We start from the raw sequence: 24496 nt of genomic DNA on the forward strand, positions 1-24496 counted from the left end.
CCTTAATAAACATGTTTAGATACGACTATACTATTTGGTTTTTCAAACTCTCGATTAAGGTAGGCTTGGTAAGTTCCTGGAGCGATAAATCCTTTGGGTGAGAGGATATCGGTGCCAGCCTGACCGACTATGGTATCAGCCAAGAGCACACAGTTTGTAGATAAGACAAAGTAGGATTTAAACTTAGATTTGATAAATTTATAAAGTTCCCCATCTGTCTCATGTCTGATTTTATAAGCGTAGGTGTAGTCTTCCTTACCATCACCTGTCATGATTTTATCTGCACTTGGCTCCCATGGAATCGTCAGTTGTTTCAATTCAGCCAACTTTTTCTGAACTGCTTTTTCCATTTCAGGCGTCAAATCTATACCATAACCAAAAAGCGTTTTTTGACTCTCACGTTTACATAGGTCAATGTACTTGTCACGATCACAGAAATATAAGACACCATCTCCTACCATGCCAAATAAGGTCTCAGAAGACGGATCATAGTTGCCATAAGAAATAACACGGCCTTGATAGCAGATATCCACATGACCAATTGCCGAAAACAGAGAGGTCTCAGCTGTATGAACAAAAATTTCAAGCTCCGCTGTCTTACCAGACTTCACTATTCCAAGATGGATATCTTCTTCCTCATCAGCATTTTCCAGCATAAATTTGTTAACTTTTGCTAAAGTTCTTGCAGGGATGAGAGCGGCTAGGACAATAGGTAAGCTAATTCTAATACGACGTTTGAGATGGTTTTTCCCAATTTCCTCCTCAAACAAGAAACCATCACGGATATTGGACACACCATAAAGGAAAAAATAAGCCCCTAATACAAAGAGTTGAAAGACAGAATTTCCTGTAGAGGACAAAAGACTAGTCCCACCAAGAAAAACTAGTACGAGTCCATCTAGTAAGAGACGAAAACGAGGTCGAATTTTGTTTTTGCGGTAGAGAACATAGGTGACAAGGTTAATACTAGCATGAAAAATCTGATAAACTCCAATCACAAGAGCCAAAATATAAATCGGCACATCCGTCGCAAGATTGGAGCCAAGCAAATATCCCAGCACTAACAATTTAACCAGTGCAACTCCCAAGGTGTCCGTTGACTGACTTTTTTTGAAAATACGTAATACTAAATCTAAGACCGTTGCTATCCAAGCTAAAAACAGAACCAGTCGAATAACCTTTACTGGCAACCAAGTCCCCGTGACCATCAAGATGAGACCTAGCAGAACAAACAAGAACCCCTGAGCAAGTAATTTCTTACCTGTCAGACCTAAAGATAGAATTTTCGCCATATAAAAACCTTTCAACAATAAAAATTAAACACTCCGATTAAACTGACTAGTAAATAGCCAACACTACAAACAGCCTGTGCCAGCAACATATGGTGACTAGAAATGACTGTAGTAATGTCACCATCTTGTCTTATGCACTTCTAAAATTTGTTATATTGATTAGAAGCCAGAGCTTATAAAAACTAGCTAAACTCGAGAGATAGACACAATTGCGACGAAAAAATGTATAACCAATTCAACTTGTTAAGGTAAGAAAGCATTATTTCCAATCTATTAATTATTCATCTATTACCTATTATGACACAATATTCCCTATAGTTCAACTTTTTACTTGTTTTTATATTACACGGACTAAAAAGTTTTCAACAGTTGATTGCATTTGTTTTAATAAGTTTTAACCTTTCTTGGTTAGATAAAAAAAGAACCATACAGTTTAGAATCTGTATGGTTTTTGCCCCACTTTTGTCCTATTTTTAAATCATGACATTGAAAATACCTAAAAGTACCTTCCGAAAATCACTTAAATTTCAACTTTTTAATTACTTTCAAGATGATATAGTCTCCCAAATCCATGGGGGCATCTACATACAACAGGAAAAGCCTTGGAATCAAGGTTTTTTTCGTATCTTCTACAAAAAAAGCAAGAGTTTTAGAGGACTATGACTCTAGATGTACATTTTACTTAAATGACTGAAGGTCTTTTCTTAATAAAAACACCCCAAAAATTAGATTTTTTCTGTCTAACTTTTGAGGTACAGTTCAAAACGCGAAATAGCATTTTTTATTTTAGGTTACTAATCTAATCGAATAAACATCATGGCATTTAACAAAGATATGAGTGAGACCGTGTTTATATTATTTGAATAGATCAGTCTCTTATTTTCAATCGGAGGAATAATAAAATTAGAAATGATGATATCATAAGGCGATTCTTCTAAAGATTCCTTTGATAATTCTAATTCAGTCCAAACTTCAAGTTCAAAATTGTTGCTGCAATAATAAGAAAGTGTCTCTGCAACGGATTTTGCATGATACTGATCAAAATTACTCATAACCAGAACCTTCAGCTTTGGCTGATTTTGTAGTAGATTAAGCACCAAATGTTTGGTATGAGTGATGAAGGTATAAGATAGATGATTTACCATCATTGAACTAGAACAAACTTCAAGAGTCTCTAAATAATGAGAAAGCTCTTTTTTTACATCTGAAACAAATTTAGGGAAAATATTTTGAAAATTCCTGATTGTATTCCCTTTTTGATCAAATAAAATAAACTCAGTGGACAACTCCTGACGATACAGATGTGCAGTATTATGCAGATGCCAAATCAGATTATCCTTATTCTCAATCTCAATCTGATACTTGACTGAAATCTGATCAATAAAATCACTCAATAGATGGTAAGATTTTTCAACATAGCTATCCTTTTTTACGCATTTCATAAAGAGACTTTCATCTATGAAAAACATTTTTTGAAAGTAAGACACAAATAATTGGCAAACAACTTCTTCATCTAAAGAGATATTGTATTCTAATTCAAAATTCTTAGCAACACCTTCTATTCCTTCTACCTGCATTAAAAAATCCAAACTTTGATCGTTAAAAGAGTCTTTCTCTACTTCCATGAAATGACCAAACTTTATTCTATATAGGTTCGTAACTAGGAGCAACTTTAGCATTCTATGAGTTGACAAATTCATTGGAAAGCTTGTTTCCTTATAAACCAATTCTAACAATTGAGATAGGGGCTCTGATGAAAAATTTTCAAATGGCCATTCTAGGAAATAATATTTTTCTGAAAAATATTGTGCAAAAAAGTAACGAATGTCTCTCTCATTTCCAATGATTTGAACAGGGGTCAGACTGATTTCAAATTGAAATTGCCTTTTAATCACTTTATTGATTTGGCTAATAATACGATAGAGCGAAGATGAACTGATATAGAATTCTTTACAAATACTTTCAGCTTGACAACCTTCATTAAAGAAGATAAATTCTAAAATCGAAAAATGAGTTGAATGCTTAAAGAAATGATGGTAAACCATTTCAATATCACTATCATCGGTATTAATAATGCGTATACCATTAGTCGAAGAATGAAAAATCAAGTCAGGAAAAGCAGATTTAACATGGGATAGATCATCTTTGACTGCATGTTCTGTACAATTTAATAACTCTGCTAGTTCAGAACGATGAAACCATCGTTTATGTTCAAATAATAATTCTAATTGCCTATGACTTTTTAGATAATAAATCTCTCATGAATGTCTTTCTCTTTTTATAAATTATCGGATTTCACCTCTTGCAATTATACCACAAAGAATAGGTATAGCATGATATAACAACTTTTACTAAGATCCTTTATTTCGTATAATAACACTAGGAGGCAATATATAAACAATTTTCTTATTTTACCGTCTATTGAGGGCGTGAATACAGAATCAAATTCAAGTCGAAAGATTATATTTTTAATTTTAAAAATTATATAATAGCAACAATCAAAGAATTTGATTTTTTTATATTAAAATTATATAATAATCAAAATAATTGATTTTTTTATATTAAAATTATATAATAGCGATAATCAAAGTAATTGATTTATTTTTTGATATTAAAATAAAAAAGGAGGGTAAGCAATATTGTGGTCAATCATTGCTGGAGGTCTTATTGGACTTGTAGCAGGTAGAATCACTAAAAAAGGTAGTTCTATGGGAATCGTCGCAAATGTATTCGCTGGTTTAGTCGGGTCATCTGTAGGACAATCCCTTTTAGGTAGTTGGGGCCCATCCATCGCTGGAATGGCTTTGATCCCATCTATTGCAGGAGCAGCAATTGTTGTTACTGTAGTATCATTCTTTACAGATAAAAAATAATTACTTGTAGTAATAAACTATTTTTAAATAGATTAGACGGGTAAAAATAGTTTAAATGTTAAATCGAAAGGATTGTATATGTCAAAAGCAAAGAAAATATGTTTCATTATTTTCTGTATTTTAATCTTGACAATTTTCCTTCCTGTTTTGATAGATTATCATCAAGTTAGTGATCTAGGCATTCAGCTATTTAGCTGGAGACAGAATCATTTCGTTGAATTCTATCTCTCTAGATATATATTCTGGGGGATAGTGGCTCTATCAACTTTAGTTTTGTTATCAATGTTAGTTGTGTTGTTTTATCCTAAACGTTATTTGGAAATTCAACTTGAAACTAAAAACGATACATTAAAATTAAAGAATTCGGCAATTGAAGGTTTTGTTAGAAGTTTGGTGAGTGATCATGGATTGATCAAGAACCCAACTGTTCATGTAAATTTACGAAAAAATAAATGTTTCGTTCATGTAGAAGGTAAAATTCTTCCTTCGGACAACATCGCTGACAGATGCCAACTAATTCAAAGTGAAATAACTAATGGATTGAAGCAGTTTTTTGGTATTGAGCGTCAGGTTAAACTAGAAGTTCTAGTAAAAGACTACCAGCCTAAACCAAAACCTCAAAACAAAAAGACTGTTAGTCGTGTGAAGTAAGGAAGTAAAAAATGGAATGGCTTAAACAATATCGATATCCAATAATCGCAGGTCTCATAGGCGTATTTCTCGCTTGTCTGATTATCTCCTTTGGCTTCTTCAAAACAATATTTGTATTGATTTTAGGAGCACTGGGAGTTGCAGCTGGATTATATATCGAAAAAAACTATATAGATAAATAAAAATTACTAATTTAATTAAAGGAGTTTCATATGTCAAACGAAAAAAACATTAACACTAACGTAGAAAAGAAAGATGCTACTGCTGTAGCTCACGAAATCAAAGGGGAACTTACTTACGAAGATAAAGTTATCCAAAAAATCATTGGTCTGTCACTAGAAAACGTTTCAGGTCTTTTGGGAATCGACGGTGGTTTCTTCTCAAATCTTAAAGAAAAAATCGTTAACAGCGATGACGTAACAAGTGGTGTTAACGTAGAAGTTGGTAAAACACAAGTTGCAGTTGACTTAAACATTATTGCTGAGTACCAAAAAAATGTTCCAGCTTTATATTCAGAAATCAGAGAAATCGTATCTTCAGAAGTTGCTAAAATGACTGACTTGGAAGTTGTTGAAATCAACGTAAACGTTGTCGACATCAAAACTAAAGAACAACATGAAGCAGACTCAGTAAGCCTTCAAGATCGCGTATCTGACGTTGCTGAATCAACAGGAGAATTCGCTTCAGAACAATTCGAAAAAGCTAAATCTGGTCTTGGATCTGGTTTCTCAACTGTTCAAGAAAAAGTTAGTGAAGGTGTAGAAGCTGTTAAAGGTGCAGCAACTGGTGTAGTATCTCACGAAAAAACTCGTGTAAACTAAGATAAAATAAATATAACAGGAAAAATTATCATGTCAGTAGAAGAAAAATTAAATCAAGCTAAAGGTTCTATTAAAGAAGGTGTTGGTAAAGCCATCGGTGATGAAAAAATGGAAAAAGAAGGAACAGCTGAAAAAGTTGTTTCTAAAGTAAAAGAAGTTGCTGAAGATGCCAAAGACGCTGTAGAAGGCGCTATCGAAGGTGTTAAAAACATGTTGAGTGGCGACAATAAATAAGGCTAAAAGTTACTTTATCTTTTTAGTAACATTAGTCAAGATGATTCTCAGAAAACAAAAAGCTAGAGATTTCCAATTGCGGAACTCTAGCTTTTTAATTTCACCTCTTTCTCTTATTATATTTCAGCAGGTTGTTGACCATGAGTACGAATCCCATGTCAATTCTCACTTGACGCTTACCTCTCAGATAACATCTCTTATAACCCAAACAAACCTTTATCTGCCCAAAGACAGATTTCATATCAATCTTACGTTTAGCGAAAATTTATCTACCCTTGGAAGATAAAAGTACCTGATATTCTTTAGTTTTTAAACACTGGTAACGTTCATTCATATACAGTCCTTTTGATGGGCTGATTCAGGTTCATCATCGCAGTCAAGATTGATTTCAAGGATTTTTACTTTCTATCTACTCTTTTTCATGATGTATTTTCGTACAGGTGCTTCAACTATTTGAACGATTTCAAATCCTTCTTTTTGATAGAGATGCTGGGCTGCTTGATTTGCTTCGAAGACATTTAAAGAAATAGTATCTATGTCTTCATTTTCAAAGACCAAACTAACAAATTTCCTTAAAGCCTGGCTACCTAAGCCTTGCCCCTGTTTCTGGGGGTTGATAAAAAATCTTCCAATATGAAGATTGCTGTCTTCTTGCCTGATTTTCTGGATAAGCCCCACAAACTCTTGTCCTTCAAAGATTGAAAAGATTCCTTCCAAATCTTGCAAGATTTGAATTGTTAAGGGAAAAGGAATCATTGTCCCCATCCATTGTTCTTGAAAAGCTTGGCCAAGGGAGTTGGACCATTGGCATACGAGCTGAGCGTTTTCTGTGCTCACATTTTCTTCAAAACGAATTGTCATCTTGACCTCACTATCTTGTTTATGTTTCTCCATTATACTACTTCTCCCATTTTTTACGAATAGATAAGTATGATTGATATTTATTTTTTTCTTGTCGGGAGCATTCTCGCTTCCTTTATTGGTTTGGTCATTGACCGTTTTCCAGAGCAATCCATTATCAGTCCAGCTAGTCACTGCGATTCCTGTCAGACTCGCTTGCGTCCCTTAGATTTGATTCCGATTCTCTCGCAGGTCTTCAATCGCTTTCAGTGTCGCTACTGCAAGTCTCCTTATCCAGTCTGGTATGCCCTTTTTGAACTAGGCTTAGGACTAATATTTCTGCTTTACTCCTGGGGATTACTTTCCTTGAGTCAAGTCATCCTAATCACCGCTGGTTTGACCTTAGGTATCTACGACTTTCACCATCAGGAATATCCCTTACTGGTCTGGATGACTTTCCACCTAATCCTCATGGCTTCCTCTGGCTGGAATCTGGTCATGGTCTTCTTCCTTATCCTTGGAATTTTGGCTCATTTTATCGATATCCGCATGGGTGCAGGGGATTTCCTCTTTTTAGCTTCTTGTGCTCTCATCTTTAGCGTAACGGAGTTACTTATCTTGATTCAGTTTGCTTCTGCGACGGGAATTCTAGCCTTTCTCCTGCAAAATAAAAAGGAAAGACTTCCTTTCGTGCCTTTCCTCTTACTCGCTACTTGTGTGATTATTTTTGGTAAGCTACTGCTTGTTTGATAAAGTCCTGAATTGGCTCTCCTTCATGGAGAGCTTTTACAATTTTCGAACCAACGATAACTCCATCTGATACCGCATTAAAGCGTTCTACATCGGCTTGGCTAGATACGCCAAAACCTGTCAAGACTGGAATGTCGGCCACTTGATGCAATTGTGCCAAGTGCTTGTCCAAATCTGCACGGTAATTGCCAGATTTCCCTGTCACCCCATTGATGGCAACGGCATAGACGAATCCTTCTGCCCCTTCAATCAACTCTTTCTGACGCTCAATTCCTGTCGTCAAACTAACTAGGGGAATCAAAGCGATGTCTGTATCTGCCAAATAAGGCTCCACAAAATTGGCATGCTCATGAGGAAGGTCTGGAATGATCAAGCCCTTAACCGCTGTATCTTCCAAATCTTTGACAAAGTTCTCCACACCGTACTGAAAGAGGGGGTTGAAGTAGGTCATGATGACAAGTGGAACCTCTGTTTCAATGGTTTTCAATGTTTCAACCAAAGCCTGGGTAGAGGTCCCGTGGGCTAAACTGCGCAAGCCAGCTTCTTCGATAACAGGTCCATCTGCAACAGGGTCTGAAAAGGGAATACCAACTTCAATAGCCGAAACACCCAAATCTTCTAAAAAGTGAATTGTTTCTCCGAGTCCATCCAAACCTTTCTCATGGTCTCCAGCCATGATATAGGGAACGAAAATTCCTTTTCCAGCTGCTTTTATAGCGTTTAATTTTTCTGTTAGTGTCTTAGGCATGAGCTTCTCCCTTCTTTGCTGCATCTGCTTCCAAGCGGTCTTTGACTTGAACCACATCCTTGTCACCACGACCTGATAGACAGACAATCATGGACTTGTCTGGACCGAGTTCTTTGGCCAATTTCACCGCAAAAGCAATAGCGTGGCTAGATTCCAAGGCTGGGATAATCCCTTCCACACGAGACAAGAGTTGGAATCCTTCCAAGGCTTCTTCGTCTGTCACAGGGACATAGCTGGCACGTTTGATATCGTGGTAGTGAGAATGTTCTGGACCGATACCAGGATAGTCCAAACCTGCTGAGATAGAGAAGGCTTCAAGAATTTGACCATGGGCATCTTGGAGCACATCCATGAGAGAACCATGAAGGACACCCGGACGACCCTTGGTCAAGGTAGCTGCATGGTGCTCCGTATCCACACCAAGTCCAGCTGCTTCAGCCCCATACATGGCTACTGACTCATCTTCTACAAATGGATGGAAGAGCCCGATAGCATTCGACCCACCACCAACACAGGCTACTAGAGCATCTGGTAAATCTTGACCTGTCAAGTCACGGTACTGTTGTTTGGCTTCCCTACCGATGACACTTTGGAAGTCACGGACGATTTCTGGGAATGGGTGAGGCCCCAAGGCAGAACCAAGGATATAGTGGGTATCATCAATATTAGCTACCCATGAACGAAGGGCTGCATTGACCGCATCCTTGAGCACGCGCGAACCGTCTGTCACTGCCTCAACCTTAGCTCCCAAAAGCTCCATACGGAACACATTGAGGGCTTGGCGTTTGACATCTTCCTCACCCATGTAGATAGTACATTCCATGTTAAAGAGGGCAGCAGCAGTTGCAGTTGCCACACCGTGCTGACCAGCACCTGTTTCAGCGATAATTTTCTTTTTACCCATGCGTTTAGCCAGAAGAACTTGTCCCAAGGCATTGTTAATCTTGTGGGCCCCTGTATGGTTAAGGTCTTCACGTTTAAGATAAATCTTGGCTCCGCCGATATGCTGGGTCAAGTTTTTTGCGTAGTAAAGAGGAGTTTCACGACCTACGTACTGACGTAAGAGCTGGGTCAATTCCTCCTGGAAACTTGGGTCTGCCTGACTTTCACGGTAGGCCTTCTCCAACTCCAAAACTGCTGTCATCAATGTTTCTGGGACAAAACGTCCGCCGAATTTTCCGTAAAATCCATCTTTATTTGGTTCTTGATATGCCATTCTTTACCCTCTCTATAAATCTTCTAATCTTTTCATGATCTTTTTGTCCATCTGTCTCCACTCCGCTCGATACATCGACTGCATAGGGAGTAAAGTGTTGAATTGCTTTTACGACATTGTCTTCCTTAAGCCCACCTGCGATAAAGAAAGGCTGAGTTAGTCCAATCGTATCCAGTTGAGCCCAGTCAAAGGTCTGACCACTCCCAGCCACAGGGGCATCAAAGAGTAGATAGTTTGCCTGAGAATTGGGCACATGACCCTCTCCATCCACCTGCACAGCCTGAATACTGGCACAAGGCAAATCCGCAAACAAATCATCTGCCACCTGACCGTGAACTTGAACCAAGTCCAAGCCAACTTTGTCAATGACTTCTAGCAGTTCTGCCCGACTTGGTGAAACAAATACACCAACCTTTTTGACATCTGCAGGAATAAGCTTTGCCAGCTCAACAGCCTGATCCAAGGTCACCTGTCTTTTACTAGGTGCAAAGACAAAACCGATGTAGTCGGCTCCTGCTGATACGGCTGTTTCCACCGCTTCTTTGGTCGATAGTCCACAAATCTTAACTTTTGTCAATCTGCAACTCCTTGATTCTTTGAGCCACATCCTCTGCCTGCATGAGAGCTGTCCCAACTAAAATTCCATTAAAGTATGGTGCTACTCGTTCCGCATCCTGCCCTGTGAAAATAGCAGATTCAGAAATGTACAAGCAATCATCTTTGAAATATTTAGCCAAATCTACACTGGTCTGCAAGTCAACTTCAAAGGTGGTCAAGTTGCGGTTATTGACCCCAATAATCTCAGCACCAAGTCTATGAGCCACTTCTAGTTCAGCTAGATTGTGAGTTTCCACCAAGACTTCCAGACCAAGCTCTGTCGCATAGTCATAAAGTTCCTTGAGGCGTTCTTCGGACAAGGCGGCCACAATAAGCAGGATGACTGTCGCACCTGCATTGCGAGCGCGGATGATTTGCTTTTCATCGATGATAAAGTCCTTGTTAAGCGTTGGAATGTTTACCTGACTGGAAATCTCCCGCAGATAATCCAAATGTCCTTTAAAGAAAACTTCATCTGTCAAAACAGAAATCATCACTGCTCCGTTTTCTTCATAAGTCTGGGCCTGTTGCACAATATCCACATCGAGATTGATATCTCCCAGACTAGGGCTAGCCTTCTTGACTTCAGCGATTACCTGTAAACGGTCTTGGTGTTGTTTTAGATAGTCAGCCAAGCGATAGGTCTGGCGCAGGGGCTGGATTTCCTCCAGCTCCATCTGCTCCACCTCACGCGCCTTCTGCTTCAAAATTCGTGCTAAAAATTCCTGACTCATTTTTGGTACTCCTGTAACAGTCTGAGTTTTTCAAGGGCCTTGCCACTAGCAATGACTTCGCGGGCCAAGGCAACTCCATCCTTGATGCTAGCTACCTTGCCATTAGCATAGAAACCAAGACCAGCATTCAAGACTGTAGTTTCCAAGAACGGACTTGGTTCGTTCTTGAGAACACTGAGCAAAATTTCTGCATTTTCCTGAGCATTCCCTCCACGAATATCTTCGATAGCGTAGCCTTCCATTCCCAAATCCTCTGGAGTAAAGCTTGACAAGGTGATTTCGCCATTTTCAAGAAGTGCGATGTTAGTTGTTCCGTTCAAGCCAGCTTCATCTAGCCCTTCTGGCCCAGCAACCACAATGGCACGTTTGCGACCCATATTTTTCAAAACCTGAGCTGTACTTTCTAGAAGTTCTGGACGGCTAATACCAAGAAGCTGTGTTTCCAAGGCCATTGGGTGAATCAGGGGACCAGTCAAGTTCATAATCGTTGGAATTCCCAATTCCAAACGAGCTGGCATGATGTATTTCATAGCTGGGTGCATATTTTTAGCAAAGAGAAAGACGATTCCAGTTTTATCAAAGACCTTACCTAGTTCAGCTGGTTTGAGATCAAGATTGATGCCCAAGGCTTCGAGGACATCTGCAGAACCAGATTTAGAAGAAATCGAGCGGTTACCATGCTTGGCCATGTGAACACCGCCACCAGCCAAGACAAAAGCTGCAGTTGTCGAAATGTTAAAGCTGAAAGACTTGTCCCCACCTGTACCACAGTTGTCCATGGCATCATGAATCTCAGTCGGAATGTGTTGGGCATGCCCTCTCATGACTTGAGCAATGGCTGTGCGTTCTTCAGGTGTTTCCCCTTTCATCTTAAGAGCCAAAAGGAGAGAAGCAATCTGCGCCTCCGTTACACGGCCAGTTACGATACGCTCAATGACATCCGTCATTTCCACACCTGATAAATTTTCAAATTTTGCTAGTTTTTCAATAATCTCTTTCATCCTAGTTTCCTCACTTTACAACCTTCTCGATAAAATTCCGAATAGAAGACAAGCCATCTGGCGTTCCAATGCTCTCTGGATGGTACTGGAAGCCATAAATTGGAAGTGTTTTGTGTTGAATTCCCATGATGGCTTGGTCATCAGTCGAACGAGCTGTCACTTCAAAGTTTTCTGGCATTTCTTCAATTAAAATACTGTGGTAACGCATGACCGCACGGCCATCCTCGATACCTTGATACAAAACAGATGGTGCTTCAAAGCTGATATTGCTCTGTTTCCCATGCATGACTTTTGGAGCCAAACCTAACTTACCACCAAAGACTTCTGCAATGGCTTGGTGGCCTAAACAAATCCCAAGAATCGGCTTCTTGCCAGCAAAATCACGAATCATATCTTCCATCTTTCCAGCATCAACTGGCCAACCAGGACCAGGAGAAAAGACCAGACCATCTGCTTTTCCAGCTTCTTCATACAGCCTGGGATCATCATTTCTCAAGACCTGTACCTCTGCAAAATTCCCAATGTACTGCGCCAAGTTATAGGTAAAAGAATCATAGTTGTCAATCAATAAAATCATGGTCTTAGTTCTCCAATTCTAGTCATAGATTTTGCTTTGTTAATGGTTTCTTGGTATTCGTTTTGGGCGATGGAGTCGTAGACAATCCCTGCCCCAGCCTGCACATAGGCTCTTTGATTTTTGAGAATCATCGTTCGGATGGCAATGGCGAAATCCATATCACCCGTCGCAGACAAGTAGCCGATTGCTCCTGCGTATACGCCACGTTTTTCTGTTTCCAGTTCATAGATGCGTCTCATAGCTCGAATCTTTGGTGCTCCTGAAACTGTTCCAGCTGGAAGTGTTGCTTTCAAGGCATCCATGGCAGTGAGTTCTGGAAGCAAACGCCCCTTGACCACGCTGGTCAAATGCATGACATAGCGGAAGAGCTCCACTTCCATATACTTGGTGACTTGGACACTGGCCGTTTCAGAGATGCGACCAATATCATTACGACCCAGGTCTACTAACATTCGATGCTCTGCTGTTTCCTTCTCATCCAAAAGCAGGTCTGTCGCCAAATCCTTGTCTTCTTCATCCGTAGCGCCTCTTGGTCGTGTCCCTGCAATCGGATTGGTTGTCACGATGCCATTTTTGACAGAAACCAAACTTTCTGGACTAGCTCCGATGATTTGATAATCCCCAAAATCATAGAAATAGAGATAATTAGATGGATTGGTCACGCGAAGATTTCTGTAGAAGTCAAATGGATTTCCGGTAACTTCTGCTGAGAAACGTTGACTGAGTACACATTGGAACATATCGCCATTACGAATCAAGTCACGAGCCGTTTCCACCATTTCCTCAAACTTTTGAGGAGCGATATGTGGTTTGAAGTCAAGTGGTGATAAATCCAAGTCTTCAAATTCATTTGGAGCAGGAATGCGTAATTCCTCAAGCACTTGGTTCAAGGCTTTTTCCAAGTCTTCTTGACTACGCTCACTATAGAGAGCATCCTCGATGACATGAATTTTTTCCTTCTTGTGGTCAAAGACCATGTAACTCTCATAGACGAAGAAATGCATGTCTGGCGTTCCAATTGTATCTTCAGGAATTTGACCAATTTCTTCATAAAGCGAAATCATATCGTAGCCAACAAATCCAATGGCTCCCCCACCAAAAGGGAGGTCTGAATGGTGCTGGCTCTTATGAGTCACTTCATAAAGAAAATCCAAGGGATCCTGATCAATCACTTGCCCATTTTGATAAAGGACCCCATTTTCAAACTTAATCTCAAAAACAGGATTATAGGCTAGGATAGAAAAACGAGCTGTTTCCTTGTCTCTCGGAATACTCTCTAAGATAACCTTGTGTTGCCCCTTTAGGCGCATATAAGCCAAGATTGGTGATAAGACATCTCCATGAATGATTCGTTCCATTGTAATTTCCCTTTCAGTTTCTTATTTTTAATTTTTTATCTTTTTCTATTTCCCTTAAATAGTGCGGACGGGAGGTAAAATTATCCAGTGGATGATTTTAGAAATCCATGAAATGAAAGACCTAATTTTTGAGCTCCTCGCTCATTCATTTCTAGGCTCAGGCTAAAATAGTTCCCCGAACTATTTTACTCTCAAAAATTCCGTTCTAGAGAAGCATCTTTGCTTCTATAGGATACCACTATGGCGGGAAATATCTTTTAAAAGCTCACTTCGTTCGCAAATTTTTTGTAGCAATCTATCTAGTGATGAAGCATAATTTAAAACTGACAGCCATATCTACGATAAATATATAAAAATCCCCACGCAAAATAACTTGCGTGAGGACGAAATTCGCGGTGCCACCTCAATTATAGGATTTCTCCTATCTCTCATTCCTGTCTCAGATACCTCCTGTAACAGGCTGTGCGATAAAGGGCACTCCCTTGAGAATTATGTTTTCTTCTCTCGTTTCAGATGGACCCAACCTTACAGCATTCTCTGCTTGTTTCCAGCAACCACAAGCTCTCTGTGAGAGAAAGGACTGTAATTTTTCCATCTATTATTTTTTAGCTTCTAGGTAGTCTGCAATCGCAGCTACGTCCTTGTCTCCACGACCAGAGACATTGATGATGATAATGTCGTCTTTACTTAGTTTCGGTGCACGTTTAACCGCTTCTGCGATGGCGTGCGAACTTTCAATCGCTGGGATAATTCCTTCAGTCTTGCTGAGAAGGAGCAAGGCTTGAACAGCTTCTTCGTCTGTCGCTGCCACATATTCCACGCGACCTGAATCTTTAAAGTAAGCGTGTTCTGGGCCAACCCCTGGATAGTCCAAACCAGCTGAGATAGAGTAAACTGGAGCCAACTCACCGTCTTCCTTAAAGACTGCATAGGTCTTCATGCCGTCGACAATTCCGATACTACCTTTTGTCATAGTAGCTGCGTGCTTGTCTGTATCAAGTCCATGCCCAGCAGCTTCTACCCCAACCAATTTAACTTCTTCATCAGCCACATACTGTGAAAAAGCACCAATAGCATTGGAACCACCACCTACACAGGCAATGACGTAATCTGGCAATCGTCCTTCTTTTTCTAAGATTTGATGACGATATTCTTCACTGATGATCTTTTGGAATTCATGAACAATGGTTGGATAAGGGTGCGGACCCACAGCAGATCCAAGTACGTAGAAGGCTTCAAGGTCATTCATCCATGCTCCAAAGGCTGCATCAACCGCATCCTTAAGAGTTCGTGTCCCTGTTTCAACTGCGTGAACAGTTGCTCCCATCATCTCCATTCGGAAGACATTGAGACGTTGACGCTCCACATCCTCTGCCCCCATGTAGACATCACAGGCCATACCAAACTTGGCTGCAGCCGCTGCTGTCGCAACACCATGTTGACCAGCTCCTGTTTCTGCGATCACTCGTTTTTTACCCATACGTTTGGCAAGAAGGATTTGTCCTAAAACATTGTTGAGCTTGTGAGAACCCAGATGGTTAAGGTCTTCGCGCTTGAGATAAATCTTAGCGCCACCTAGGTGATCTGTCAAACTTTCTGCAAAATAGAGCGGTGTTTCGCGACCTGAATAGTCTTTCAAGTAATGACGAAATTCTGCCAAAAACTCTGGATCATCCTTGTACTTGTCAAATGTCACTTCCAACTCATCCAACAAAGCCTGAATCGGCTCCGGTACAAAACTACCACCAAATTGTCCAAAATAACCTTTAGTTGTCATAAAATTTTTCCTCTTTCAGTATTGATTCCAAGATATGAAAAAGCCCACACACAGATTAGATTCTGTGTGAGGGCGTTGGTAACGCGGTGCCACCTCAATTATAAAGGGAATATTCTCCTTTACATCTCTACCTTGTCTAACAACAAGTTGCACTGTAAGGTGTGCGCACCGAATTTTCATTGTTTCAAATTCATTTTTAAAATCAGCCCACTTTCACTACTTCCAACCACCTGTTCACAATCACCACAGGCTCCCTGAAGATCAAAAATAGTTACTTTTCTGATTTGTTGAACTTATTTTAATACTTTGTTTTTTCTTTGTCAAGACTTTTTTACAATTTTTTTGATGAAGTTAGCACTTTTTCAGAAACTGTTTTGAAAGTCTCAATGATATAGTCCACTTCTTCATCGCTTAATTTAGTGTGAAGAGGGAGCGTAATTTCATTTTCAAAGAAGGCATAAGCCTTAGGATAATTCGCCATATCAAAGCCAAGATTCTTATAGGCTGTCAAGAGCGGAAGTGGTTTGTAGTGTACATTACTTGCAATTCCTGCTTTTGCTAATTCTTGGATGATAAGATTGCGTTCTTCTAAGCTCGCTCCTTCTACATGGGTGATGTAGAGGTGGCGTGAAGATTCTACAGTTTCAGTCTTGTGTGCCAATGGACGGATGCGAGAACCTGCAAAACCACGATTATAGCGGTCCACAATGTCCTTACGACGTTGTAACAAACTTGGATAGCGGTCCAATTGTACCAAACCAAGTGAAGCCATGATATCGGTCATATTACACTTGTAGGCTGGTGTGACGATATCATATTCCCATGAGCCCAGTTGCATCTTAGCAAGGGCATCCTTAGTTTGCCCGTGAAGGGAAAGAATTTGGAATTCCTTGTACATTTCTTCGTCATCAATCGCTGGATTGGCTTTCCAAGTGGCACTTCCTCCCTCAGCAGTTGTAAAGTTCTTAACTGCATGGAATGAGAAGGAAGTAAAGTCAGCGATAGAACCAGCTGGTTGCCCTTTATAAGTAGATCCCAAAGCATGGGCACTATCAGAAACAATCACGATACGGTTAAAGGCTTTTTGCCACTTGCTTGAAGCGGTAAAGAGATCACGTTTCTTCTCCACAACTTGGAACAAACGGTCGTAGTCGCAAACAATCCCTGCAAGCTCTACTGGGATGATCACCTTGGTCTTTTCAGTGATAGCTTGCTCAAGCAGGTCATAGTCCATCTCAAACGTATCTGCTTGGATATCCACCATGACAGGAGTTGCTCCCACGTGAGTGATGACACTACATGAAGCTGTATAGGTCATGGCTGGAACGATGACTTCATCACCAGGTCCCACTTCCAAGACGCGCAAAATCAACTCAAGAGCGGCAGTCGCAGAGTTGAGGCAGACGGTCTTAGGTGTCTGTGTATATTGAGACAAGCGACGCTCTAGTTCTTTTGTCTTAGGACCTGTTGTGATCCAACCAGAACGCAGGGTATCCGCTACTTCAGCAATTTCTGCTTCCGTAATATCGGGTGGTGAAAATGGAATATTGTAATTTGGCATTGATTTGCTCCTTTTATCTGTACTCATTTTCTTATGACTACTTTATTTTAGCACTTCAAACACGGTTTGAAACATGATTTTGATGTCTCCAAGGAAACTAAACTCTCGGAGATAGGCGAGGTTATAGCGCATCTTTTCAGGAAGGACGTGTTCGACATAGGCCTGGTCAACTGACAAACCTTTCTCCGTCATTTGACTGATGATGGTGTCCTCATCCTTGTAGTTGATGCTGGCTGGAGAGGTAATCCCTGCTGGCAAAAGCAAGGTCGCCATCATTTCAGGGCTATACTGCTCTGTGTAACGTGGCACTTCAGGTCGTGTACCGACAAAGGACATTTCGCCTTTTAGGACATTGACCAACTGAGGTAGTTCATCTAAACGGACACGGCGAATGAAATTGCCAACCTTGGTAATACGACTATCGTTAGCGGAAGTCACCAAACTTCCTTTTTTATCCGCATCCGTCACCATGGTACGGAACTTCCAAATCTTGAAAGGTCGATTGTACTGGGTCACGCGCTCTTGCTTGTAAATCACTGGCCCCTTGCTATCCAACTTGATCCAAATGCTCAAAATGAGAAAGATCGGAGAGGTCAGAACCAGTACAACCAAGGCCAAAACCCAGTCCAAGCAACGCTTGAAAATCAGCGAACCCTTCCTTTTAGAGACAAGCTGGTAGTAAGACTCAACCTCGCTTGATTTCATTTCCACGGGCAAGTCTTCCCATTTCAGCATGCTGTTTCTCCTTTGTTTTTATTATACTATTTGTCAACATTTTTCATTATACCACAAAATGGAAAAGGCGGTGAAAGAAATCTGTAATTTGAAGGATTTCCTTCTTTTACTCAATGAAAATCAAAGAGTATTAAGACATGGCCCCGGCTTGCAAGCTATACATCTTGTGATAGGTTCCTCCCAATGCCAAGAGTTCCTCATGGGAGCCGCTCTCGATAATGCGCCCCTTATCCAAGACATAGATGCAGTTGGCGTCTTGGATGGTAGAAAGACGATGGGCAATGGCAATGGTTGTTCGACCCTGTCTCATCTTAGCCAGCGATGCTTGAACCAAACTTTCTGTTTCAGAGTCAATATTGGCTGTCGCTTCATCCAAAATCAGGATTTTAGGCTGACTGGCGACTGTTCTAGCAAAGGCAAGAAGCTGACGCTGACCAGTAGAGAAGCTCGAACCACGCTCAGACACAGGTGCATCATATCCCTGAGGAAGTTCTTGAATAAAGGAATCTGCATCCACGAAGGCTGCCGCAGCCTGGACCTGCTCATCACTAATGTCTTGGTACATGGCGATATTGGACTTAATGGTCCCGTGATAGAGGAAGGGATCCTGCAAGACCAGACCAATGTTTTTTCTCAACTCTTCCTGACTGTAGTCCCTGATATCCACATCATCCAAGAGAACTCGCCCTGACTGGAATTCATAAAAGCGCATGAGGACATTAATAATCGAAGATTTCCCTGAACCTGTATGGCCTACAAATGCAATGGTTTCACCCTTGTTAACCGAAAAGGAAATATCATCCAGAATCTGATGTTTACCGTCATACGAGAAACACACATGTTCAAAACGGATATTGCCTTCTTTGACTTTAGCCTGGCCATTTTCTTGAAGAGGTTCATAGGTCCTCTCGTCTATCAGGGAAAAGACACGACCTGCAGAAACCATAGACGTTTGCAGGGTTGAGAAGTTTTGCGTCACTTCAATCAAGGGATCAAAGAGACGATTGATATACTGGATAAAGGCATACATGGTTCCTGCCGTTATTCCCAGATAAAGACCACGATAGCCAAAATAGGCCATCAAAACAGCGTATCCTAGGAGTTTCAGCAAACTCATGGCAGGGCGCAAAAAGAGGGCATCCAAGGCTACAGAACGGTTGGCATAGACCAAGTGTTCTTGGTTGATTTCATCGAATTCCGCCTGCAGGCGCTTCTCTTGATTAAAGGCCTGGATTATTCTGATTCCCTCGATGTTTTCAGCCAGCTTGCTATTGATATCTGACAAGAGACTTCTGGTTTTCTCAATGATTTTCACTGATTTTTTCCGATAGAGATTGACCAAAAGGAAAATCAAGGGGAGAAAGAGCAGGACTAAAGCCGTCAAACGAAAATCCAACACCAACATGGTATAAAGGGTTGTCAGAAAGATAAAAACTGCTGAAATAAAGCTAGATAAAATCCCCGAAAACATATCACTGATAGTCTCGGTGTCATTTGTCAAACGCGAGACGATAGAGCCTGCTGGCGTCTTGTCAAAGTAAGACATGCCCAGCTTCTCCATATTGGCAAAGGCATCTCGACGAATATCTCTAACAATGCTGTAGGAGACCCTCGTAAAAAGAAGATTGCCGACATACTGGACCAGAGTTTGTAGGATATAAAGGCCATAGTAGGCCAGCAAAACTGTCACAGCGAGTTGGTTGAGATTGCTGAGATACTGGTCGATAAAGTGGGAGGCCACAAGGGGAATGACACTTTTTATGATCGTAGTCGCTAGGAGAAAACTAAGTGCCAAAAAAGTCAGGAGTCCATAAGGCTTGATATAAGACATCAAGCGCTTCAATACAGCCCATTGTTCTTGTTTATTCTGCATCTTCTTCTCCTTTCATTTCTAACTGCTGAGACTGGTAGGTTTGGGCATACCAGCCATCCATAGCTAGCAAGTCTTCGTGCCTGCCTCGTTCGATAATTTGGCCATTTTGCAGGACTAAAATCAAATCTGCATGGACAACTGCACTCAGGCGATGAGCCGTAATAATGGTTGTCTTGTCCTTTCGCGTCTCCTTGAGGTTGTCGATAATCGCATACTCTGTCTTGGCATCCACGGCGGACAAAGAATCATCCAAAATCAAGATATCAGGGTCTAAAATCATAGCCCGACTCATGGCCAGACGCTGCTTTTGACCTCCAGAAAGACTGACTCCTTTTTCTCCAATCAGCGTATCAAATCCCTGAGGCATGGCTACAATGTCTTGGTAAACTTGGGCTAGCTTAGTCGCTTCCTCGACCGCTGAAAGTGGTAAATCAGGATTCCCAAAGCGTATATTGTCTAAGATTGAATTCGCAAAGAGGAACTGGTCCTGAGGAACATAGCCCATAAGACTACGAAGATCTGTCAGACGATAGTCACGAATATTATGACCGTTTAGGTAAATAGCTCCCTTATCCACATCGTATTCACGCAAAAGGAGCTTGATTAAGGACGTTTTTCCAGAGCCTGTCTGACCAACCAAGCCCAGAGTTTGCCCTTTTTCCAAACTAAAGTGAACATTTGTCAGTGTTTCCTCATTTTCAAAGGCAAAGCTATCAATGGCATACTGCAAGCGCCCGTTTTCAATGCCATCTAAAGGAAACTCAGGGTCTTGTACAGGTGATTCCTGAGACAAAAGTTCCTCAATCCGCTGATAGGAAACCTTCCCTCGCTGGGTAATATTAAAGAGGAAGCCAATGGCCATGAGAGGCCAGACCAGCATATCCAAGTAGCTTATAAAGGTAACTAGATTCCCAACCGTGATTTGCTCTTTCTGAACCATCAAGGAGCCGACCAAGAGCGTTAAAACATAGGAGGAACCAACAAATAAGAGAACCATAGGGTCAAAGAGACTATCGTATTTCATGGTTTGGAGGTTCTTTTGGAAGGTCAATTCATTGACTGCCTGAAAGGACTTCAACTCGTCCGCCTGATACCCGAAAGACTTGGTCACTTTAATACCTGATACAGACTCCTGCACCTTGTTATTGAGTTCAGAAAAGGCAGCCTGTGATTCGCCAAAAGCCTTGTGGGTCTTTCTCCCTAGACGACTGGTCGCATAAGCCATGAAAGGTAAGGGTAAAATGGCAACTAGAGTCATTTGCCACGAAATGCTAAAGAGCATGGTCAGCAAGGTCACCAGCGCTGTGATAGAGGCATCCACCGCAGACATGACTCCTCCACCTGCTAAACGAGTCAAGGCATTGATATCGTTGGTTGCATGTGCCATCAGGTCCCCCGTCCGATAGGTTTGATAAAAAGCTGGAGACATTTTTGTGAAATGTTCAAATAAGCGAGATCGCATAATCTGTCCCAAACGGTAGGAAGTCCCAAGGATATACATACGCCAAACATAGCGCAGATAGTACATCCCAAAGGCTGCAAGAAGCAAGTAAAATAGGGCAAGAAGGAGGTCCTGCTGGGTTAATTGCCCCAATGTGATGGCATCAATGACCCTCCCCATAACCATTGGGGGAATGAGGTTGAGGACGGAAACCAAGACCAGAGCCACAATCCCGACTAAATAACGGCGTTTTTCTAACTTGAAAAACCACCAAAGTTTTTGAATAATGGACATAACATCCCTTTCTGATTGCAAATAGAAACCTGAGGCCAAGACCCCAGGTTTTTCTTATTCATAGGTTACGACTGTGACCGCACCCTTGTCATACTCAGCGATAAAGATATTGGCTACATTGTCATGTCCTTGTTTGCTGAGATTATCAAGCAGCCACTCTTCGCTACGGCCAATCGTTTCCAAGACATCGACTTGGATCACACCGTCAGTCACAACTGGATACTTAGGATTTTCATCTCCTATTTGGACCACGATGAGTTGGCCATTTTGCTCCTGCACAGCGCGTTTGACCTGTTTCATCTGGAAAATCCCTTGGCTACGAAGTTTGAGAGCAACTTCTGCTGCAGACAAACCAACTGAACGACAGGCTTCTGGGTCAATCTGCCCATTTTTGATAAGGAGAGTTGGTTTTCCATCAATCAAGCGTTTGACAAAACGAACATTGTTATTGAGCCACTTGAGGGTCAAGACCAAAATCGTCCACATCATCAAAATCACTGCGTACTGCAGAATGCTGATTGAACTATTGTAAATCACCCCACCGATGATACCACCAAGAACATAGTTCTGAATTTGGTCTGTAGCAGAGTTAGGTGCTAGATTCCCCTTTCCTGTCACATTAATAACAAAAACAAGAGAGAAAAGACCCAGGGCCAGTTTGATTAAAATTTCCATATAATTGAGTGTCATTTGTTTACCTCCACCAATTCAATAGCGTCTGTTTGATGCAATTCTAATTTCTCTAAAAGATACTTGTCTGGTTGGCTCCCGTTCATGGCACGATAGAAATTTGAACCTACCTTGATAAGTGCTCCATCAGTGGCTGCAGAAGTATTGACATAAACTTCTGATTTATCCACTCCCAAGTCTTTGGAAACAACCTCTATGAAATGAAGGGAAGTTTGAAATTGGTTGTTAGAGGCTTGATTGGTCTGGTATTTTGAGATTGTCACCAAAAGCATGGCCACCAAGGTCAAGGCCAAAATCATGACCAATTCCCGAAACTTAGTCCCCTTTTTATCTCGATAGGCTTTAAAAGCAAAAAATCCTGTGATAGCTAGGAGAACAATTCCAAAGCCAATCATGATGCCATTTTGCTGACTGATTTGGCTAAGTACATAGTCATATGAGTAAAATTTCATTTATTTTCACTCCCTTTCATAAAATCATTCTTAATTATAAACGAAAGAGAGTGATTTTTCAAGCCATACGTTGGGGAAATGGACCTTTTTTTGGTATAATAAAATCTATAATCTGAATGAAAAAGGTAACTTTATGAAACTCATCTCATGGAATATTGATTCCCTCAATGCTGCCCTAACTAGTGACTCAACTCGTGCCAAATTGTCCCAAGAAGTACTACAAACTTTGGTCGCTGAAAATGCTGATATCATTGCTATCCAAGAAACCAAGCTTTCTGCCAAGGGTCCTACAAAGAAACACTTGGAAATTTTAGAGGAACTCTTCCCAGGTTACGAAAACACGTGGCGCTCTTCCCAAGAACCTGCCCGTAAAGGCTATGCTGGAACCATGTTCCTCTATAAGAAAGAACTTACGCCAACTATCAGCTTCCCAAAAATCGGTGCCCCTTCTACCATGGACTTGGAAGGTCGTATCATCACTCTAGAATTTGATAAATTTTTCGTTACCCAAGTTTACACACCAAACGCTGGAGATGGACTCAAACGCTTGGAAGAACGTCAAGTCTGGGATGTCAAATATGCTGAGTATTTAGCGGAGTTGGACAAACAAAAACCAGTCCTTGCAACCGGTGACTACAACGTAGCCCACAATGAAATCGACCTTGCAAATCCTGCTAGCAACCGCCGTTCACCTGGATTTACCGACGAGGAACGTGCTGGATTTACCAACCTTTTGGCAACTGGATTTACGGATACCTTCCGCCACATTCACGGCGATGTTCCAGAACGCTACACTTGGTGGGCACAACGCAGCAAGACTTCTAAAATCAACAATACTGGCTGGAGAATCGACTACTGGCTCACAAGTAACCGCATCGCTGACAATGTGACTAAGTCTGATATGATCGACTCAGGTGCGCGTCAAGACCACACACCCATTGTCATGGAGATTGAGCTCTAAGGAGAAAGCTAATGGACTATCAAGCTGTCATTCCTGAATTTGTAGTATCTGACCTCGAAAAGTCACGCCACTTCTACTGCGACTTGCTGGGATTCTCTGTCGAATACGAGCGTCCAGAGGAGAAATTTCTCTTCCTCTCACTTGAAGACTGCCAACTTATGCTAGAAGAAGGCAGCACAGAAGAATTAGCCCAACTAACCTATCCTTTCGGGCGCGGTGTCAATATTTCCTTTGGTATTGAAGATGTCCCTCAACTCCACCAAAAACTGCTAGAAGCTGACTATCCTATCCATCGTCCCTTAACCAAAAGAAAGTTTCGTGTTGGAGATTACTATATCTATCCTCATGAGTTTGCAGTTTTGGATCCAGATGGCTATTTTTTAAGATTTAGCGAGTAGAATAATAAAGATTTGGAAAAAGTCTTTAAAGTTAAAAAGGCATATTGTCAAGTGTTTAAAAACTTGATAATATGCCTTTTATGATGGAAAAAACCTTCTAAATGTTAGCCAATAAGTTAATTTTTGCCCATTTTTATTATATTTGTTCGTTTTTTAAACCAAAACACTAACAAAATATTTGATTTCTAAAGTTATTTAGTGTAAAATAAAAACATTGGCTCAAGCCTATTTAAAATTGAATATCATTTTACTTGTTTATGTCGTGAATTGGCACGACGTTTCTACAAGGTGCCGGAACACCTAACAATAAGTAAGTCAGAAGTGAGGTATGGTCGTTTTTGCCATGCCTATTTTGGGGACTTACTTAGAGATTAAGTAGGTCCTTTTTGAATATTTTTAATATTTCCCTTAATTAGTGCGGACGGGAGCAACTTCCTTCGGAATTTCATCCCTAATTTTTGAGCCAAAAGTCTCAAAAATTCCGTCATAGACAATAACAAACTTATTGTCTATGATACCACTACAACAGGAAATATTTGATAAGACTCGCTTCGCTCGTACTAGTTTTATCAAATATATAGTACTAGCAAACTGGATCACCATAGAAACATTTAACCAACAA

At 40.9% G+C, this 24496-nt stretch carries 24 protein-coding genes, 2 pseudogenes, 1 riboswitch and 2 other annotated features; of the genes and pseudogenes, 8 read left to right on the forward strand and 18 right to left on the reverse strand.

The window, feature by feature from the left end; translation table 11 throughout:
* Positions 1–2: 2 nt before the first annotated feature.
* Positions 3–1292: a hypothetical protein gene (locus N8M95_RS07545; protein ID WP_004256070.1), complete on the reverse strand. Its 1290-nt coding sequence runs from the start codon at positions 1290–1292 to the stop codon at positions 3–5.
* A gap of 794 nt (positions 1293–2086) precedes the next feature.
* Positions 2087–3554, reverse strand: a pseudogene (mgaSpn, locus tag N8M95_RS07550) (virulence factor transcriptional regulator MgaSpn).
* Between the two features lie 374 nt (positions 3555–3928).
* Here mgaSpn and N8M95_RS07555 point away from each other — a divergent pair.
* The 5 genes from N8M95_RS07555 (at position 3929) to N8M95_RS07575 (ending at position 5871) form a co-directional block, all read left to right on the forward strand.
* Positions 3929–4165, forward strand: coding sequence for a GlsB/YeaQ/YmgE family stress response membrane protein (locus tag N8M95_RS07555; RefSeq protein ID WP_261116954.1), 237 nt, complete (start codon positions 3929–3931; stop codon positions 4163–4165).
* A 78-nt stretch (positions 4166–4243) separates the two neighbouring features.
* Positions 4244–4816, forward strand: coding sequence for an alkaline shock response membrane anchor protein AmaP (amaP, locus tag N8M95_RS07560; protein ID WP_261116936.1), 573 nt, complete (start codon positions 4244–4246; stop codon positions 4814–4816).
* 11 nt (positions 4817–4827) lie between these two features.
* Positions 4828–4998 (forward strand): DUF2273 domain-containing protein, encoded by a 171-nt coding sequence (locus tag N8M95_RS07565; protein WP_000455064.1) that lies wholly within the window; start codon positions 4828–4830, stop codon positions 4996–4998.
* 30 nt (positions 4999–5028) lie between these two features.
* Positions 5029–5637 carry an Asp23/Gls24 family envelope stress response protein gene (locus N8M95_RS07570; RefSeq protein WP_000064110.1) on the forward strand — a complete coding sequence of 203 codons (609 nt, stop codon included), beginning with the start codon at positions 5029–5031 and terminating at the stop codon, positions 5635–5637.
* A 30-nt stretch (positions 5638–5667) separates the two neighbouring features.
* Positions 5668–5871 carry a CsbD family protein gene (locus tag N8M95_RS07575; protein WP_000109960.1) on the forward strand — a complete coding sequence of 68 codons (204 nt, stop codon included), beginning with the start codon at positions 5668–5670 and terminating at the stop codon, positions 5869–5871.
* A 100-nt stretch (positions 5872–5971) separates the two neighbouring features.
* Here the strand turns inward: N8M95_RS07575 and N8M95_RS09380 are convergent.
* Positions 5972–6243: pseudogene (locus N8M95_RS09380) on the reverse strand (transposase); the annotation flags it as partial.
* Between the two features lie 33 nt (positions 6244–6276).
* A complete protein-coding gene (locus N8M95_RS07585) occupies positions 6277–6732 on the reverse strand; it encodes a GNAT family N-acetyltransferase (protein WP_261116955.1) in 456 nt (151 codons plus the stop codon).
* Positions 6733–6801: 69 nt separating this feature from the next.
* Here N8M95_RS07585 and N8M95_RS07590 point away from each other — a divergent pair, with 69 nt between their 5' ends.
* Complete coding sequence (locus N8M95_RS07590; RefSeq protein ID WP_261116937.1) at positions 6802–7461, forward strand: prepilin peptidase; 660 nt, start codon at positions 6802–6804, stop codon at positions 7459–7461.
* Here the strand turns inward: N8M95_RS07590 and trpA are convergent.
* The 14 genes from trpA to N8M95_RS07660 form a co-directional block, all read right to left on the reverse strand.
* Complete coding sequence (gene trpA / locus N8M95_RS07595; protein WP_261116938.1) at positions 7433–8209, reverse strand: tryptophan synthase subunit alpha; 777 nt, start codon at positions 8207–8209, stop codon at positions 7433–7435. The genes N8M95_RS07590 and trpA overlap by 29 nt on opposite strands.
* Positions 8202–9425 carry a tryptophan synthase subunit beta gene (trpB, locus tag N8M95_RS07600; protein WP_261116939.1) on the reverse strand — a complete coding sequence of 408 codons (1224 nt, stop codon included), beginning with the start codon at positions 9423–9425 and terminating at the stop codon, positions 8202–8204. The genes trpA and trpB (N8M95_RS07600) overlap by 8 nt, the downstream gene beginning before the upstream one ends.
* Positions 9403–10002: a phosphoribosylanthranilate isomerase gene (locus N8M95_RS07605; RefSeq protein WP_261027397.1), complete on the reverse strand. Its 600-nt coding sequence runs from the start codon at positions 10000–10002 to the stop codon at positions 9403–9405. Before N8M95_RS07605 ends, trpB (N8M95_RS07600) begins: the two co-directional genes overlap by 23 nt.
* On the reverse strand, positions 9989–10756 hold the full coding sequence (gene trpC, locus N8M95_RS07610; protein WP_084926227.1) for an indole-3-glycerol phosphate synthase TrpC: 768 nt from the start codon (positions 10754–10756) through the stop codon (positions 9989–9991). Before trpC ends, N8M95_RS07605 begins: the two co-directional genes overlap by 14 nt.
* Positions 10753–11757, reverse strand: coding sequence for an anthranilate phosphoribosyltransferase (gene trpD / locus N8M95_RS07615; RefSeq protein ID WP_261116940.1), 1005 nt, complete (start codon positions 11755–11757; stop codon positions 10753–10755). Before trpD ends, trpC begins: the two co-directional genes overlap by 4 nt.
* 10 nt (positions 11758–11767) lie before the next feature.
* Entirely contained in the window at positions 11768–12334 is a 567-nt protein-coding gene (locus tag N8M95_RS07620; RefSeq protein ID WP_247947602.1) for an aminodeoxychorismate/anthranilate synthase component II, read from the reverse strand.
* On the reverse strand, positions 12331–13692 hold the full coding sequence (gene trpE, locus N8M95_RS07625) for an anthranilate synthase component I (RefSeq protein WP_261116941.1): 1362 nt from the start codon (positions 13690–13692) through the stop codon (positions 12331–12333). Before trpE ends, N8M95_RS07620 begins: the two co-directional genes overlap by 4 nt.
* Before the next feature lie 376 nt (positions 13693–14068).
* Positions 14069–14294: a binding site (T-box leader), on the reverse strand.
* Positions 14291–15469: a tryptophan synthase subunit beta gene (gene trpB / locus N8M95_RS07630; protein WP_261116943.1), complete on the reverse strand. Its 1179-nt coding sequence runs from the start codon at positions 15467–15469 to the stop codon at positions 14291–14293. It overlaps the preceding feature by 4 nt.
* Positions 15470–15534: 65 nt before the next feature.
* Positions 15535–15760 (reverse strand) — a binding site (T-box leader).
* 40 nt (positions 15761–15800) lie between these two features.
* Positions 15801–17030 carry a DegT/DnrJ/EryC1/StrS family aminotransferase gene (locus N8M95_RS07635; protein WP_261116944.1) on the reverse strand — a complete coding sequence of 410 codons (1230 nt, stop codon included), beginning with the start codon at positions 17028–17030 and terminating at the stop codon, positions 15801–15803.
* A gap of 42 nt (positions 17031–17072) precedes the next feature.
* Positions 17073–17765: a sugar transferase gene (locus N8M95_RS07640; RefSeq protein ID WP_000922210.1), complete on the reverse strand. Its 693-nt coding sequence runs from the start codon at positions 17763–17765 to the stop codon at positions 17073–17075.
* 130 nt (positions 17766–17895) lie between these two features.
* Positions 17896–19638 (reverse strand): ABC transporter ATP-binding protein, encoded by a 1743-nt coding sequence (locus N8M95_RS07645; RefSeq protein ID WP_261116945.1) that lies wholly within the window; start codon positions 19636–19638, stop codon positions 17896–17898.
* Positions 19628–21373, reverse strand: coding sequence for an ABC transporter ATP-binding protein (locus N8M95_RS07650; RefSeq protein WP_261116946.1), 1746 nt, complete (start codon positions 21371–21373; stop codon positions 19628–19630). The genes N8M95_RS07645 and N8M95_RS07650 overlap by 11 nt, the downstream gene beginning before the upstream one ends.
* Before the next feature lie 54 nt (positions 21374–21427).
* Positions 21428–22063 carry a DUF421 domain-containing protein gene (locus tag N8M95_RS07655; protein ID WP_000174453.1) on the reverse strand — a complete coding sequence of 212 codons (636 nt, stop codon included), beginning with the start codon at positions 22061–22063 and terminating at the stop codon, positions 21428–21430.
* Entirely contained in the window at positions 22060–22515 is a 456-nt protein-coding gene (locus tag N8M95_RS07660; RefSeq protein ID WP_000675329.1) for a DUF3290 family protein, read from the reverse strand. Before N8M95_RS07660 ends, N8M95_RS07655 begins: the two co-directional genes overlap by 4 nt.
* Before the next feature lie 133 nt (positions 22516–22648).
* Here N8M95_RS07660 and N8M95_RS07665 point away from each other — a divergent pair, with 133 nt between their 5' ends.
* Both N8M95_RS07665 and N8M95_RS07670 read left to right on the forward strand, forming a co-directional pair.
* On the forward strand, positions 22649–23476 hold the full coding sequence (locus N8M95_RS07665) for an exodeoxyribonuclease III (RefSeq protein WP_049502491.1): 828 nt from the start codon (positions 22649–22651) through the stop codon (positions 23474–23476).
* Positions 23477–23487: 11 nt separating this feature from the next.
* Positions 23488–23874 (forward strand): bleomycin resistance protein, encoded by a 387-nt coding sequence (locus tag N8M95_RS07670; protein ID WP_049502476.1) that lies wholly within the window; start codon positions 23488–23490, stop codon positions 23872–23874.
* A gap of 231 nt (positions 23875–24105) precedes the next feature.
* Positions 24106–24201, forward strand: a riboswitch (purine riboswitch).
* Positions 24202–24496: the final 295 nt, after the last annotated feature.

It is taken from the genome of Streptococcus mitis (assembly GCF_946190325.1).
Lineage (GTDB): Bacteria > Bacillota > Bacilli > Lactobacillales > Streptococcaceae > Streptococcus > Streptococcus mitis_CF.